Raw genomic sequence first — 14,512 nt, forward strand, 5'->3', positions numbered from 1 at the left:
ACCTGGCAGATTTCAAAAAAACTGCCAGGTATATTATTTTGTAAGCTGTTCAACCGTATTAAAATACTTGAGCTTTTAAAGTGAAAAATAGGTTAAGTAATACCAGGCATACTATCCATACAACAATCAAGTATGCTTTAGAACCTTCTATAAATGCCCGTTTGAATACTTGATCTTTATGAGGAGGATGATGTTTGAGGGTAAAGAATACACCTGTAGAGATGAGCACAATGTTGAATAAAAACATGAGAAATCCTACATAAGAAAATACATAGTTGACGGCATGGTATGGGTCTGGCAATAAAAAATATTGTTTAGATACCATAAAAGACAAAAAATAAGACGCTGGTAATAGAGTTACTAAAATATCTAACAATAAAAACAGGCTAAATTGCTGATTTAGTTTAAACATTTTTGAAGTGATTTGGTGTCGCTATATTAGAAAAGTTATTTCCTTTCTAAACAAATTTAAACTTGAAAAAGTTGTAACAAAAATTTTTACCGCTTTTTGAATAATTCCCTGAAAAGAATTATAATTGTGATGAGCGATTGGGTATACTATTTAGCCCAATCGCTCTTATATTTTGTATAGCATTTATTATAAGTTTCAGAGAATGCCTCAAGAGTATTTTTGAAACCTCCTCTCACTTACGGAATGGAAAAAAGACTTATTTTTGATAATCAACTAATAAATATCACCATTAGTCGCTTGTGTCACGAACTGATTGAAAATCATCAAAGTTTTGATAACTCTGCCATCTTAGGCTTACAACCTAGGGGTATCTTTCTGGCAGAACGTTTGCGCCAGCGATTACAAGACATTACCCGTCAAAAAATAGCTTTAGGTTATTTAGATGTAACATTTTACCGGGATGATTTTCGTCGTTCAGACATCAAAGCAAATGCTACCAAGATAGACTTTGTAGTAGAAGGTCGAGAGGTGATTTTAGTAGACGACGTGTTGTATACCGGGCGCACAGTACGTGCCGCAATGGATGCGATGACTGCTTTTGGTCGCCCTGAGAAGGTAGAGTTACTTACTTTGATTGACCGTAAGTATACCCGCCATTTGCCCGTAGAGGCAAACTATGTGGGGCGACAGGTAAACACTTTACAGTCGCAAAGAATAAAAGTAGAGTGGAAAGAGCAGGGAGCAGCTCAAGATAGCATTTGGTTGGTAGAGCAAGAAGATGAAGCTTAGCGTTAACGTTCAGAAGGAAAAAAAGATAACGTCTCATTTTGTGTGTGTTTTTCATCTAAACTTCTGGTAATCAGTACTCAAAAATCGAGTTTACACAAACTCTGAAACGTTATCAAAAAAAATAGGGAAGTGTTGAGCTTCCCTTTGTTTACTTCTCCTTGATGGCAAATTTATTAAACCATTCCAACGCGTCTGACTGGCTGGAACAAAATTGTATTTCAAATAAAAACTTCTGACTTTTTACCAGGTTCACCAGTGTGCTGATGGCCACCTTTTGAAAGGCATTGCGTGGGCGTATAATTGCCACCCATAAGTTTTCTCCCAGGGTGCACTGCACCTTGTAAAGAAATGTAGTTAAAAACCATATCCGTGATTTGGGAGTATCGTACTCCAAATCATAACTATTCAAAATAATTTGCCGGATATTGGTCTGCTGCAGTTTCTCAATCAACAGCAACATTACTTCCTTATAATCTTCAAAACTGATCTTGCCTGATAGTTTTAACAATAAATAGTCGTGATCAGACTCAAATATAGCCGTGGTACACGCCTCATTTTCAAATAACTTATTCACTCAATACACTTTTAGGTTTTTCTCCTGTTTGCGAGTCAATTTAGTCAAAAAAGCGAGCTTATGTAGTTTTTGTAGAGATAAACTTCAGGGTTGGACTTAAATAAGTGCTCGTAATGAAGCCGTTATACACACTCAACTGCTTGTTGTAGGGTTTGTTTTTTGACCCCAGTTTGCCCAAAATTGATTGAGCCACTCTTGATAAATCCGACTGCTTTTTTGGTGATTTCCACGCATCATTCTATCACAGTTCTTACGCAAAACATTCTCAGCACTGAAGTTTGGGTCAAACCCGTCATGGTGCTTGTTGGCTGGGGTGTTTTGTGTAGTAGGTTTGCCAAAAATCTGCCAGTACTTAAGGTTGTAAGCATTACGTTTTTTTGGGTGGGTCAGTGTTTTATAAGCTTCATGTATACCCTGAAATACCTTTGAGGCGCTTGGGCTATGATTTTTGTCAGGGTGCCAAATTTTAGCGAGTTTTCTGTAAGCTTTTTTTATTTCATCAATAGAAGCTTGAGGTACTACTTGTAATAAGGTATAATAGTTCTTGAGTTTCATTTTTTTGAAGGTTAAGTTGATCACTGTTTTTTTACCAAAGATATATTTCCGTACAGGAAAATAACTATAGAGCTCATCTCTGCTTGTAATTAATGGTTTATCCATTCACTTCAAAACCTTCTTGTTATTCAACAAAAGCAATAATTTTTGCAAATGTTCAAAAAGGCGAGATAAATACATAGTATGGTTGGAGGCAAATCAAATGGCTTCATGTTTTATTTTGTAGGTGCATTGCTTTCAGCAGGCGTTTTTTGCCAGAAATGGGTAAATAGGGGAGGTGTGGGCAAGGTGTGGTAAATGCTTTCATAAATTTGTGGTTTGATCGTGTTACTTATTTTATCATAAGTTGTAATTAACAACATTATGTATTAGATATAACGAGGTCGGTTTTATTTTGTTTAGGTAAAATATCGTGTTATGTGGTAAGTACAAAACAATATTCTTTAAAGTAAACTTAAGAGGGGGTTATAGTCTGTTTTTTTGGTGACGATGGTTTTTTCGGCAAGTTGAGAAAAAAACAGGGCGTGATTTTTTTTATCCAAAGCGTAAAGGTATTTGTACTCTTTAGATTGGTAAGAAGTCACTTTGAGGTAGTATTTTCTTCCTTCACGAATGAGTTCGGCAGATGCCATATCATCCCAGCGGATGCCGGTTTTTGTGCGTGATACTTTGTTATGAATAAGCAACCCTTGTGGGGTGATTTTGAAGTTGAGAAATTTTTTTTGGTGTATGTATTTGCCCAGGTTCACAGCAAAGAAGATAAGCACTAGGAAAGCGGGTTGGGCCAACCACCAGTATAAAGCATAACCTGAAATTTCAGCCAAAATAGCTGCCTGATGTTTTTTTCCGTGCAAATAAAACCGGGCATAGAAATTTTTCTTAACAGTATTTTCCTTCAAAACTGAGGGCTGCTGCTTTTGTGCGGTAACGTGCACCGCTGCTTTCTTTTTCTTGGCTTTGTAAACCAGTTTGTTATACTTTGACCAAAAGTCTTCTGCTTCGTTGTCGTTGTATTTGCCCCAAAGCCGATCTGTTTTATTTTCTAAGGTCGTTTTTTTCATTGTTATATGGTTGAGCGTATTTGCCCCAACGGGTGTGCAGGTGTTTTGGTTGTTGAAGAAGAGGCGCAAGGGCGAAGGCATAGGTTTTATGCCGAAAGGCTGATATTATCGTAAGTAGTGATGTGGTGATCGTTTAGTAAGTCCAGTAGTTTTCTTAGCTTACAATAGTTAATGTTTACATTGTATTTATACACACGTTTTGGGGTTCGGACTTGCAAATACCAGTACCCATGAGGGTTATCATCTATGGTAACGTCTTTGATTTGATGCAAGTCGAAACGCTTATTTACAAACATCCAGGGGTTTCTGACAATCAATGCATTAGAGGTAATCAGGCAGGTTTTGAACGAGCGAGCAAGAAATATACCTATGGTGATACTTAAGGGAAGTAACAGCAGGTAAAGGAAGCTTTCCAGCAATAGGTTTTTACTTAAAACAGCCGAAAAGATAAACAAGAATCCAAAGCTAAAAAGGGTGCCGTTGCCTATGGCATACAAGCGCCCAAACTCGGAAAAGCTATAAAGGGGAGGGGCATTTTGGGCAGAAGTATAAGTGGCAAACACTACTTGCCTTACTGTTTGGTTTTGCTGTGCTTGTTTTACCAGTTTGGTGTAATCTTTCCAAAAACGTTCATTCTCAAAAACATCCCGATTAATGGTGCATTCACCTTCAGGTTGTTGTTCCAGGCATTGTTCCCAAAGCATACTACTTTTGGGCTCTATGTCTTGAGCGCGATTTTGCCGATATGTGAATAAAGGAAACATACCTGTTGTTTATCTGTCAATCAAAGGATAAGACTTTGTTTTTGACTGCAGTTCAAAGTTAATTTTATGCCTTACAACTATACTACCACCCACCACTCTTGCTAAGTGTAGTATTAAACTATTTATTTTAAAAGTCACACGTATTATACAATCTATAGACTAAAACTATTTGCCTCAATGTAGTAATATTATTTGGTAAAAATCAAATATATGAGAATATTTTACTATAAATTAAACTGATTATATTACTTAAAGTCAGTATACAATAGAATATTTCATCATCCTTGATCTATATTAAGCGCTACCCTTTCATCTTTGGTTAATCTAGTACTCCAGACACTTTATGAGTAAAACATTGTGATATTTCTCAAGGTAAGCGTATGGATAATTTAACCTTTCAAAAGAATAAAGATTGACCGCTAAAGCAGCTTAAGGTGAGGTTTGATGCCCATCATCAAAATATCGTCTACCTGAGCGTTGTCCCCCTGCCAGTTAATCAGTGCCTGATCAAATATATTTTGTTGGGTAGCCATGGGCTCTTGCCAATGTTTAATAATGAGGTGTTTAAGTTTTTTTGCAATAAATTTTTTGCCTTCATCGCCTCCTAATTGGTCAATATAGCCATCTGTGAAACTATAAAACATATCCCCGGGCTGTAAAGCTACCTCATAAGACACAAAAGGTTTTTCTCTGATAAAAACCCCCACAGGCTGCCTATCACCTTTAATCTCTAGCAAAGTGGCATCTTGGCCATAGGTGTACCTGTATTTTTTCGATTCGATGGCCACCTCTTTATTTATTTCAAAAGCAGCGTTTGCTTTTGTTCTCAATACATATAAGGGGCTGTAGGCCCCCGAAAAATGCAATACGTTGGTTTGGTGTTCAACGATACAAAATGCAATGTCCAACCCATCTTTATGTTCTACTTCACTATTGACCTGATGCAATACATACTTTATTTTGTTCCTAAGCTCGTTTAACACATACGCAGTATCAGAGTTGGTTTCAGGGTTTACTATTTCGTTTAAACACGATATAGCAAGCATGCTCATCAATGCCCCAGGAATACCATGACCAGTACAGTCGGCAATGGCAAAAAAAGTGCGGTCTTTAAGCCTTTTGATCCAGTAAAAATCACCACTTACTATGTCACGGGGTTTGTATAATACAAAACACTCTTCAAAAACACTCAATAATATTTCATACGAAGGCAACACACTTTGTTGAATCTCTTCGGCGTAATGGATACTATCCAACATCATCGTTTTTTGTGTGGTCAGTGCATTACGCTGCTTATTTAAAAGCTCATTTTTTTTGAGTATTTCATCACGTTGAACACTTATTTCGTGGCTTTTCAGGTTAATCATTTCATTTTTTTGTCGTAATTTTTCGTTGGCTTTTCTATTGGTATATAGGCTGCGAAAGATAATGACTAATAAAAACAGCATGCCCAAAATAACAACTATGTATATATACTGACGTTGTCGTTGGCGTGCCATTTCGTTGGCTTGTTGTTCTTTTTCTTTGGCAAATTTGGCTTGCGATTCTTTAAGGGCTATTGCTCGAATATTTTCCACATTGAGCAAACTGTCACTCTTTTCTTTGAACATGACATGAAACCGATAGGCTTTTTGGTAGTCTTTCATTGATGCATAGATTTTTGCCAATAACCCTGTAGCGTGTTTTTGGGTTTTCTTGTCCCCCGATTTGTTGGCAAGGTCTAAAGCATCATGGGCAAATTCGAGGGCATTTTTTTGTTTTTTTGTATGCATGGACGCCTGCCCTAAGCTCAATAAGTTTACAGATATGATTTGTCTATTCTGAAGTTCTTGTCCCAGTTTTAGTGACTTATTGAAGTATTCAGAGGCAGTGGCATACTTTCCTTGTTTTTCGTATATACTTCCCATGTTGTGCCACCTATAGGCAATGCCTCGTTTGTCGTTGAGTTGTTGGCTTATTTTCAATGACTTTTGATAGTATTCAAGTGCTGTTGTATATTGCTTTAGTTGTTTGTATATCAAGCCTATATTGTTATAACACCTGGCTATTTCACCTTTGTTTTGTAGTTGTTGGTTAATGCTTAAAGACCGCTCGAAGTACTCCAGAGATTGTTTATACTGTTTTTGTTGCTTTAGCACAATCCCTATGTTGTTGAGCGTTTGCGCTACTCCGGTTTGTCCTCCTGCTTTTTCGTAACTACTCAAAGCAATGTGAAAGTAATCATTGGCTTTCTTGTAGTTTCCCATCATACTATACACAATGCCTATATTGTTGATAACAAGTGCAATGCCTTCTTTATTTTGTGTGGTTTGGGAGATTTGCAGTGCTTTTTGGTACCAGCTTAAGGCAGTGGCTAAATCTCCTTTGGCGGTAAATACCCTTCCTTGATTTGCGTATGCTTGCGCTAACCCTTTGCTATAGTTCTTTTTTTTGGCAAGACTTAAAGCTTTTCTAATGTATATAAGTGCCGCATCAGGTCTTTTGCGGGCATACACTTTACCCAACTCATTCATTATTAGTATTTTGGTAGTATCAGGCAAGTTTTGTTGCAATATCGCCTTGAGGCTATCTGTATAGGCTATAGACTGGGCATGTACACGTTGGTACAAACAATGTCCCCCAAAAAAGCAAAATAAAAAAATGATGTAAACCCTGAACATCTTAAAGTCTTTAACTTATCAATTAATTTTAGTTGTGCATATAATCTACTATAAGGATCAGCACTAGTTGAAATATAAATAACGGATTCATTCTGCGAGCGGTTTAGCTATGCCTAAGTGTATGTGGTAGATGTCACTTATTATGCATTCTGTTCGAACAATTGTATAGGTCAAATTTCGGGCTAAGCCCAATTTAATGATATGGAAAATTTCCGTTAAAAGAGGTGGGAAAAGAGTCAGCGGAGCTTTTTTTTGCGGTAGGTGAGTACTATGGTACCCCCTACACAAAACACCAAGCCAGTGATCATCAGGAGCCAGGGAAGTCTCTTGAGGTTAAATGAGTTATAAAGAAAAGCCTTCTGGGGCTGAGCAGGGGCATACAACAAGGGTAAAACATCGCCTACAGCAATTTGATTTTGTTTATATACCAGTTTGGCTGGCAAGGTGTACGTTTGACCCTGTTTGTCTTGAAAAGCGATTTCAGGCGAGAAAGCTTCTTTACGATCAGGTACAGGGGTAAGTTTCACTACTTTGCCCTGTGCTTTTATATAATGTTGATTGATGTATGCATATTTTTGATAAGTGCGAAAACCTACTACACTAAAAACAACTCCTAGTGTTATAAAAAATATTCCTTGAATAACTTTATACATGTTTATCCTATATCTATACCTGTGTGGTCAAAACTGCGGCCCTGCCATTGACCATCCCAAAAAACTTGTAATTGTTTGAAGCCAATGTCTTGCAAAAGTTTTGCAGTGCTGCCAAATTCTTTAGTAATATCTGAGGGGTGGTGGGCATCAGAGTTGAGCATAATAGGCAAGCCAAGCTCGTGGGCACGTTCCAGCACCCAAGTACTTGGGTAAGTTTCTTTGGCCTGTTTTTTATACAATCCTCTGGTGTTGACTTCCATAATTTGCCCACATTTGGCGATAGTTTCCAGTGTTTTTTGCACTTCTTGCTGGTACCAGGTTTCACCTTCGTCAAAAAAGAACTCATTTCGGTTATGTATCTTTACCTTGTCTAAATGTCCTACCACATCGGGCACCTGTTGTTGAACCATTGCCCTGGTAAGTGCATAATACCTTTGAATGGCTTCGCGAACATTGCCTTTGAAAATAAGCTCTAATCCATGTTTAAATACCTGGGTGGTGCTGTCTATCTCCCAATATTGCCCATTGGCAAAAGTATCAATAAAATGTACAGAACCTATGAGGTAGTCCACCTTAAAAGCCTGAGCCCATTGTTTGGGGGAGACAAAGTTACTGGAGATGTAGTCAAGTTCAAAACTTGTATATACCTGAAGTTGAGTTGCATGCTTTGCCTTCAGCAGATGTATTTCTTTAAAGTACGTCAGTACATCTTCAAACGACATAGCCCACTGGCTGGCAAATGGTAGGGGAGCATGGCTCGAAAACCCGTAAGCTTTCACATTTTGTTCTATAGCTGCTGCTATATAGGCGGTTGGTGAGTGACTGCCGTCACAATAACGGCAGTGGCTGTGATAGTTTGCCCAATACATTGCTCGTTATTTTTTAGCGTTTTTATTGTCTATCGGGGTGTTATCTTTCCATTGCCACAAATACAGACAAGCAAGGGTGCGGTAAGGTTTCCAGGCGTTAGCAATGGTTTTCATTTTTGCTTTGAGTGCCTTGCCCTCTTCATCCAGTTGGTACAATTTTTTGACGGCTTGTTGAATACCCAAGTCATCTACTGAAAACACATCTGGTCGTTGAAAAGCAAACATCAAGAGCATCTCTACCGTCCAACGGCCTACCCCTTTGATTGTAATGAGTACTTGTATAATCTCTTCGTCTGTTTGGTTGTTTAATACTTCAAAATCCAGCCCTCCCTCTATAGCAAAAGCAGCCACGTTTTTAATATAGGTAGCTTTTTGTTTAGACAAACCCGCAGCTTTGAGGGTGTCCAGTTCAGCGGCAACCACTAATTTGGGTGTAGGGTAGTTTTCGGGGAAAAGTTCGCGAAACCTTTGGTAAATTGTGGCAGCTGCTTTTACTGATAGTTGTTGTCCCACAATAGAACGTACCAGGGCTAGATAAATGTCCTTTTTGGGCAGAGCAAGGCTCAATGTTTGGGAAGCTTGCTCTATTACTTTCTTGAGCAAGGGATCTTTTTTTAAATGTTCATGCATAAGGAGCCAAATCTAAGGAATAATCTTTGGCAAAAAAATAAAATTAGCCTGCCTTGACCAACTTCCAGCCATAAAAACTTACTCTACCTTTTCAATGGTCATTCCGCTGCCTTCTACGTCTACCTTGATGATAAAGTGCGGCAGTTTTTTTCTCAAGTATAAAATATTAGATACTCCTGATCCCTTTACTACTTTGAGGGCTACCTTGTAAGTGTCAAAGGTTCCCGCAGGTACAGTCACTTTGGTGGTGCCCAGTACCTCTAGCTTCATTAAAGTAAACTTGCCAGAAGTAAGCCCAAATACAAAAAAGCGACGACTATAGGATGGTTTAAAATCGGCAAAAGGCAGTAAGCCAAACAGCGTTGGTCTTGCTAGCCAGTGATGGTGTAGAGTGGTATCTATAGTTTGCTGTCGTTCTTTATCTCCTTGAGTAAGGGCATACTTTGCCCAAAGGTGGATACCCTTAGCTTTTACTTTTGCCTTAAGGGTACTTTTGGCAGACTTAAGCACCATGTTCATTTGCGTCATTTCAAGCGAGGCAGCCTGGAGTATTACTTCAGCGTCTTCTCTCACTTTGCCATCCAGTATAGACACATCATTAAATATGACCTGTTTGCCCTGAGGTTGTACAGTCCATTGCCAACTTCCTGTTTTTTTATGGGCTACTTTCATAATAAAAGAATCTTTTCGAGCGGTTATATACTTACGGTAAACCTTCAAACCGGTGACTTTTTCAAACCCTTGAGAACTTTGTGCCTGTATGACTACAGGGCATAATACCACACCACACAAAATAACATTTCTAATAATTTTCAGCATAATAATTATATCAACATTTTACTATAAATACATAATGATGTATTACTTTTATTGCGTCAAAAGTAGTATACCTGGTAAAATGATGCGCTTCACTTCATATAATGACACTCATCTTTTAACCATTCCTAAGCCTTTTTAATCCGACTATGATGGAAAAACTAAAATGGTTCTCATATTTTTTGTTATTAGCAGCCGGACACGGCCTTATACTCATTGCTGTTCTCAATAAAATGCCCAACAAAAATAAACCAGCCAATACTTACCTGTCTGTACTTATTGGTTTGGTCATTACTGCTTTGGTAGGGAGGCTGGCATTTGATCCATCATTGTTTGGTCTATTTCCGCACCTGGTCATTGTTGCCGACATTATCATATTTATGTTTGGGCCCATTTTTTATTTCTATATTCGTTCTATACTGGGGCTCCCGCCTATAGCACTTCGACGCCAATTATTACACTTTATTCCTGCAATGGTTCACCTGGTCACTATGATTCCTCAAATCATCATTGATCAAGATACTTATATACAAATGATGATGGTGGACAAAACTCCCTGGTTATACGCGGTTTGGTTCAGTTGTGAAGGGCTGGCATTGGCAATCAATTTTGGTTATTTATATTTTAGTTATCAACTGTTCAAAAAACAACCCGTCGCTCCACTGCTCCTGCAGTTGTATCGCCCTTACATAAAAAACCTGCTCCTGCTCATGACAATATGTCTGGTTGGCTGGCTACAGGGGTATGTTTTACACTTTTTCGGCTTGTATACTACCTGGTCTTTTATCGGGTCAAATATTGCCTGGATCATCCCTTCTGCCATTACTTATTACCTCGGCTATCTGATGGCAGTTAAACCTTCCCTTTTTCAGGAACCTGTTTTACCCAAAGCCAAATATCAGAATTCTTCATTGGGCGATTCTGAAGTAGAACAAACTAAAGCCAGGTTAGAAGCATTTATGATTGCCCAACAACCTTATTTGCAAAGTGACCTTACGCTGGGGGCTTTGGCAAAAATGCTTGATTTAAAGCCGGCAAGCTTATCAAGAGTAATTAATGAGTGTTACAACAAAAACTTTTTTGATTTTACAAATACTTATCGGTTGCAGTACTTTATAGAAATGGTTCGCCTGGACGAATACCGTCATAAAACTTTGTTGGGCATTGCACTAGAAGCGGGGTTTAACTCTAAAAGTACTTTTAACCGGGCGTTTAAAAAAGAATATGACATGCCTCCCACGGCTTATTTTAAACAAGCTAACCTGACCATTGATTAAGGATTGAATTTTAGTATAGTATTTTGCAGTTTTACCAAAAATATATTGGTATAAGATTGTATGAAAAATGTTTTAACTATTCGTGAAGGAACTGTAGATGAAGTTGTACAACTTTCTAAACAAATTCCTGAGTTTGTAAACCCCCACCAGGCTTTAGAATATCAGCAACGTTTAAGCAATGTTCCTCACCTTATTTTGGTCGCCTGTGATGCTACCTTGCCAGTAGGTTTTAAGGTAGGTTATCAACGAGCATCAGACGGAACTTTTTATAGCTGGATGGGGGCTGTACTGCCTGCATACCGACACAAGGAGGTGGCAACACAGCTGGCTCACCAACAGGAAAGCTGGGCAAAACAGCAAGGCTATACACACATTAGGTTCAAAACCCGGAATCGTCTGAAAGGCATGCTTATTTTTGCGTTAAAAAATGGGTTTGACATTATTCGGATAGAACACCAGCCTACCAGAGAAGAGCATAGAATTGTTTTAGAAAAAAGATTGTAGGATATAAAGTTTGACTTTTTATAAGGTAATTGGACAAAATCAAGAAACTATGTTTGTTTTTCAGCTTAAATGATTATATTTGTTAATAAGGATATTAAAAACTATTCCTAACAATTAACCTTTAAAAATTACTATGAGTATATTGACAAAAATGATCGCTCAGCTTGATCAACTACCAACAGACGCCCAATTACAAGTAGCAGATTTTGTGGAGTTTTTAGCACAAAAACACGAAACTAAAGAATGCCTTAAACTTAGCTCTGATGAGAGGAGATCGCTGGAAAAAAGCCTGGGAATATCCCCAACAAACAAAAGAAGTTCCAAACGCGAAGCCGTACTCGTCGGTTAATACAAATAATTTATACTAAGATGAAAGTGATTTTAGGATTTACAGGATTGATTAATGTTGGTATTAAGGCAATTAGTCAAAATCCATCCTCAAAACCATTTTTGTTTAAGTTTAATTCACTACCAAAATAAAGAAACACCAGTTTTTGAACTGGTGTTTCAATCCCTTCTTGACAAAGTCCATTTTCTTTGTAAATTACTGTTTTGTCTGTTTTTCTGCAAACGTTGTCAAAACTTACAACAGGTAGGCTTTTATTAACATTCGTTTTAAATAAAGCTGGAAATAGGAGTAATTTTCAATATTTTAAGATGTGGCACTGCATATATCAAGCTTTATTTCTTTTCTTTACAGCCAAATTGGAGTAAATATTGTGCAAAAGCACTTTGTTATACTTATGGATGGCGTTTGCTTAAGGTTTTTATCTTGGAGAGTTAAGCCTGGCAAGGCACAGAAACAAGCCTTGGCTTGTAACCAAAATAGTTTTTTCAGCTGTTTGGATAACCTTTAAAAAAGCTTATTAGGAATGCTTGAACAATGAGTAACTAAAACGGTTACTTTTGTCCATTCTTTAGTAAAAAACTGTATTTAAAACACCTAATTATTACCCCTAATGCCTTCAGAAACAATTGTACAAAGTGTACTCGATTTCTTAAAAACCTACCCCCCTTTTGATCAAATAAACCCTGATGAGCTCAACGAATTGGCTACCCAGGTAAATCTCAACTATTTTGAGGTGGGCGATGTATTGTTTAGAGAAGGAGATGCTCCCTTGCCTACAGTGTTTGTAGTAAAACAGGGCAACATAAAACTGAGTCGCAAACAAGGAGAGCAAGAAGTATTGATAGACGAGTGCGATGAAGGTTCAGTATTTGGCATACGCCCTTTGATGGCCAACGACCGTTATTTATCTACGGCAATTGTTGCCGAAAAAACCCTGTTATATGCCATTCCCATTGCTGCTTTTGCCAAAGTAATGGAAAGCAACTCTAAAGTAGCCATGTATTTTGCGGCTGGTTTTGCTTCAGGGGGTATTACCGATAACCTGAAGGACATGACCAAGGTGAAGCGTATGCTCGCCCTCAAAGATGAGTTACCCGAAGCCATTAGTTTAAATGATACAGATACATTAAAAATAAATCCGGCAAAACAAATGGTGAGCTGTAGCCCAACGCACACTGTGTGGGAGGCTGCCAAAATCATGAGTATATTCAATGTAGGGTCTATATTGGTAGTGAATAATGAAAACTACCCGGTGGGTATTATTACCGACTCAGACTTTAGGCGCAAGGTGGTGGCACGACAAGAAACCATTAAAACTAATCCTGTCACTGAGATCATGAGTTCGCCGGTAAAAACCATCAAGCCTAATTTGTCAGTGTCTGAAATTATGCTCTTGATGGTCAATAACAAAGTCACTCACTTTTGTGTAACGAAAGACGGTACAGATGCTTCGCCTGCTTTAGGTATTATTTCGCAGCGCGATTTGCTCATTGCACAAGGCAATAACCCTGCGGTACTTGCCAAGCAAATCTCCGTAACCAATAGTGTAGAGCGTTTGGTAGCTATCAGAGGCAAGGCCGAAAAACTGATTTGGAGCTATTTGCAAAATGAAGTGGCAGTGCCTTTTATCTCCAATATTATTACTGAGATCAACGATTCGCTCATTCGCAAGGCTACCTCTTTGGCTACGCAAAAATTGCAGGAAAAAGGTTGGGTAGTGCCCGATTTGCAATATGCGTTTTTATCGATGGGCAGCGAAGGGCGCAAAGAGCAATTGTTGCGTACTGATCAAGACCACGCCATTGTTTATGAAAACCCACCCAAAGGAGAAGAGCAAAAAGCCAAGGAGTATTTTCTTGAGTTGGGCAAAGAAGTCACACGTATATTACTGAAGTGCGGGTTTGACGCCTGCCCTGGCCATATGATGGCAAACAACCCTAAATGGAACCAACCCGTGGCCAAATGGGAAAAATACTTTCATAAATGGATCAGCGAACCCGATCATAACTCGTTGATGCACGTAAGCATTTTCTTTGATTTTCGCCCGGTGGCAGGCGATGAGTCTTTGGCGAAAAACCTGAGAAGCTTCATTTTTAATGAAATCAAAAAGACCAACTTATTTTTACCTTACCTTGCCAAAAAGGCATTGACCAACCCTCCACCACTGAGCTTTTTTCGCAGTTTTATTGTAGAAAAATCCGGACAACATAAAAATGAGTTCGACATCAAAGCAAGGGCAATGGTACCTTTGATTGATGCTGCCAGGGTATTGGCTTACGAATATCAATTGCCTGGGTTTAATAGTACTTTTGAGCGCTTTGCTCAAGTAGCAAGTATCAACCAGGGGTTGGCTCCTTTGTGCGAAGCCGCTGCTATGGGGTATGAAATATTGATGCGCCACCGGGCAATACAAGGGCTTAAAAACGGCAATTCGGGGCGTTACCTGAACCCTAATAAGTTTAATAAACTAGAGCGGCAAACTATTCGGAATATTTTTAAAACCATAGAAAAAATACAGGAGGTGCTGGATACACGGTACCGCACTGGGTTGTTGAGGTGAGGTTACTTTCAGCAAAAACCAAACACGCCTGCCTTGACA

Annotated in this window: 16 protein-coding genes; 5 read left to right on the forward strand and 11 right to left on the reverse strand. The window is 38.5% G+C overall.

From position 1 onward, the window contains the following. Positions 1-58 precede the first annotated feature (58 nt). Positions 59-412: a hypothetical protein gene (locus M23134_RS00640; RefSeq protein ID WP_002692788.1), complete on the reverse strand. Its 354-nt coding sequence runs from the start codon at positions 410-412 to the stop codon at positions 59-61. A gap of 243 nt (positions 413-655) precedes the next feature. Between M23134_RS00640 and pyrR the strand changes: the two genes are divergently transcribed. Further along, positions 656-1,201 (forward strand): bifunctional pyr operon transcriptional regulator/uracil phosphoribosyltransferase PyrR, encoded by a 546-nt coding sequence (gene pyrR / locus M23134_RS00645; protein WP_002692790.1) that lies wholly within the window; start codon positions 656-658, stop codon positions 1,199-1,201. Between the two features lie 148 nt (positions 1,202-1,349). Here the strand turns inward: pyrR and M23134_RS00650 are convergent, their stop codons facing one another. The 10 genes from M23134_RS00650 to M23134_RS00690 all read right to left on the reverse strand — a co-directional run bounded on the left by M23134_RS00650 (position 1,350) and on the right by M23134_RS00690 (position 9,786). After that, the gene (locus M23134_RS00650; protein ID WP_002692792.1) at positions 1,350-1,775 is read right to left on the reverse strand and encodes a hypothetical protein; all 426 of its coding nucleotides are present in this window, start codon (positions 1,773-1,775) and stop codon (positions 1,350-1,352) included. 132 nt (positions 1,776-1,907) lie between these two features. After that, positions 1,908-2,330, reverse strand: coding sequence for a J domain-containing protein (locus M23134_RS37285; protein WP_157558277.1), 423 nt, complete (start codon positions 2,328-2,330; stop codon positions 1,908-1,910). A gap of 215 nt (positions 2,331-2,545) precedes the next feature. Further along, entirely contained in the window at positions 2,546-2,692 is a 147-nt protein-coding gene (locus M23134_RS40830) for a hypothetical protein (RefSeq protein WP_002692796.1), read from the reverse strand. Between the two features lie 81 nt (positions 2,693-2,773). Beyond that, on the reverse strand, positions 2,774-3,391 hold the full coding sequence (locus tag M23134_RS00660; RefSeq protein ID WP_157558278.1) for a hypothetical protein: 618 nt from the start codon (positions 3,389-3,391) through the stop codon (positions 2,774-2,776). A gap of 86 nt (positions 3,392-3,477) precedes the next feature. After that, the gene (locus M23134_RS00665) at positions 3,478-4,155 is read right to left on the reverse strand and encodes a hypothetical protein (RefSeq protein ID WP_002692799.1); all 678 of its coding nucleotides are present in this window, start codon (positions 4,153-4,155) and stop codon (positions 3,478-3,480) included. A gap of 419 nt (positions 4,156-4,574) precedes the next feature. Next, on the reverse strand, positions 4,575-6,815 hold the full coding sequence (locus tag M23134_RS00670) for a tetratricopeptide repeat protein (protein ID WP_002692801.1): 2,241 nt from the start codon (positions 6,813-6,815) through the stop codon (positions 4,575-4,577). A 236-nt stretch (positions 6,816-7,051) separates the two neighbouring features. After that, on the reverse strand, positions 7,052-7,468 hold the full coding sequence (locus M23134_RS00675) for a DUF3592 domain-containing protein (RefSeq protein WP_002692803.1): 417 nt from the start codon (positions 7,466-7,468) through the stop codon (positions 7,052-7,054). Positions 7,469-7,470: 2 nt separating this feature from the next. After that, positions 7,471-8,337 (reverse strand): histidinol-phosphatase HisJ, encoded by an 867-nt coding sequence (locus tag M23134_RS00680; RefSeq protein ID WP_002692804.1) that lies wholly within the window; start codon positions 8,335-8,337, stop codon positions 7,471-7,473. Between the two features lie 6 nt (positions 8,338-8,343). Next, complete coding sequence (locus tag M23134_RS00685; RefSeq protein WP_002692807.1) at positions 8,344-8,967, reverse strand: DNA-3-methyladenine glycosylase family protein; 624 nt, start codon at positions 8,965-8,967, stop codon at positions 8,344-8,346. A gap of 78 nt (positions 8,968-9,045) precedes the next feature. Continuing rightward, positions 9,046-9,786 carry a DUF3108 domain-containing protein gene (locus M23134_RS00690; protein WP_002692809.1) on the reverse strand — a complete coding sequence of 247 codons (741 nt, stop codon included), beginning with the start codon at positions 9,784-9,786 and terminating at the stop codon, positions 9,046-9,048. Between the two features lie 146 nt (positions 9,787-9,932). Here M23134_RS00690 and M23134_RS00695 point away from each other — a divergent pair, with 146 nt between their 5' ends. The 4 genes from M23134_RS00695 to M23134_RS00710 all read left to right on the forward strand — a co-directional run bounded on the left by M23134_RS00695 (position 9,933) and on the right by M23134_RS00710 (position 14,473). Beyond that, on the forward strand, positions 9,933-11,060 hold the full coding sequence (locus M23134_RS00695) for a helix-turn-helix domain-containing protein (RefSeq protein WP_002692811.1): 1,128 nt from the start codon (positions 9,933-9,935) through the stop codon (positions 11,058-11,060). Positions 11,061-11,120: 60 nt separating this feature from the next. After that, on the forward strand, positions 11,121-11,564 hold the full coding sequence (locus M23134_RS00700) for a GNAT family N-acetyltransferase (protein ID WP_002692813.1): 444 nt from the start codon (positions 11,121-11,123) through the stop codon (positions 11,562-11,564). Positions 11,565-11,697: 133 nt separating this feature from the next. Then, complete coding sequence (locus tag M23134_RS00705; protein ID WP_045112744.1) at positions 11,698-11,913, forward strand: hypothetical protein; 216 nt, start codon at positions 11,698-11,700, stop codon at positions 11,911-11,913. A 610-nt stretch (positions 11,914-12,523) separates the two neighbouring features. Then, the gene (locus M23134_RS00710; RefSeq protein WP_002692817.1) at positions 12,524-14,473 is read left to right on the forward strand and encodes a DUF294 nucleotidyltransferase-like domain-containing protein; all 1,950 of its coding nucleotides are present in this window, start codon (positions 12,524-12,526) and stop codon (positions 14,471-14,473) included. The last annotated feature ends 39 nt before the right edge of the window (positions 14,474-14,512 follow it).

It is taken from the genome of Microscilla marina ATCC 23134, assembly GCF_000169175.1.
GTDB classification, from domain to species: domain Bacteria; phylum Bacteroidota; class Bacteroidia; order Cytophagales; family Microscillaceae; genus Microscilla; species Microscilla marina.

Bases quoted from the DNA above. Each gene is read 5' to 3' on its own strand.
- M23134_RS00690 (WP_002692809.1), bottom strand. From the start codon at position 9,786: ATGCTGAAAATTATTAGAAATGTTATTTTGTGTGGTGTGGTATTATGC.
- M23134_RS00670 (WP_002692801.1), bottom strand. From the start codon at position 6,815: ATGTTCAGGGTTTACATCATTTTTTTATTTTGCTTTTTTGGGGGACAT.
- M23134_RS00685 (WP_002692807.1), bottom strand. From the start codon at position 8,967: ATGCATGAACATTTAAAAAAAGATCCCTTGCTCAAGAAAGTAATAGAG.
- M23134_RS40830 (WP_002692796.1), bottom strand. From the start codon at position 2,692: ATGTTGTTAATTACAACTTATGATAAAATAAGTAACACGATCAAACCA.
- M23134_RS00665 (WP_002692799.1), bottom strand. From the start codon at position 4,155: ATGTTTCCTTTATTCACATATCGGCAAAATCGCGCTCAAGACATAGAG.
- M23134_RS00710 (WP_002692817.1), top strand. From the start codon at position 12,524: ATGCCTTCAGAAACAATTGTACAAAGTGTACTCGATTTCTTAAAAACC.
- M23134_RS00680 (WP_002692804.1), bottom strand. From the start codon at position 8,337: ATGTATTGGGCAAACTATCACAGCCACTGCCGTTATTGTGACGGCAGT.
- M23134_RS00705 (WP_045112744.1), top strand. From the start codon at position 11,698: ATGAGTATATTGACAAAAATGATCGCTCAGCTTGATCAACTACCAACA.
- M23134_RS00640 (WP_002692788.1), bottom strand. From the start codon at position 412: ATGTTTAAACTAAATCAGCAATTTAGCCTGTTTTTATTGTTAGATATT.
- M23134_RS00660 (WP_157558278.1), bottom strand. From the start codon at position 3,391: ATGAAAAAAACGACCTTAGAAAATAAAACAGATCGGCTTTGGGGCAAA.
- M23134_RS00675 (WP_002692803.1), bottom strand. From the start codon at position 7,468: ATGTATAAAGTTATTCAAGGAATATTTTTTATAACACTAGGAGTTGTT.
- M23134_RS00700 (WP_002692813.1), top strand. From the start codon at position 11,121: ATGAAAAATGTTTTAACTATTCGTGAAGGAACTGTAGATGAAGTTGTA.
- M23134_RS37285 (WP_157558277.1), bottom strand. From the start codon at position 2,330: ATGAAACTCAAGAACTATTATACCTTATTACAAGTAGTACCTCAAGCT.
- M23134_RS00695 (WP_002692811.1), top strand. From the start codon at position 9,933: ATGATGGAAAAACTAAAATGGTTCTCATATTTTTTGTTATTAGCAGCC.
- pyrR (WP_002692790.1), top strand. From the start codon at position 656: ATGGAAAAAAGACTTATTTTTGATAATCAACTAATAAATATCACCATT.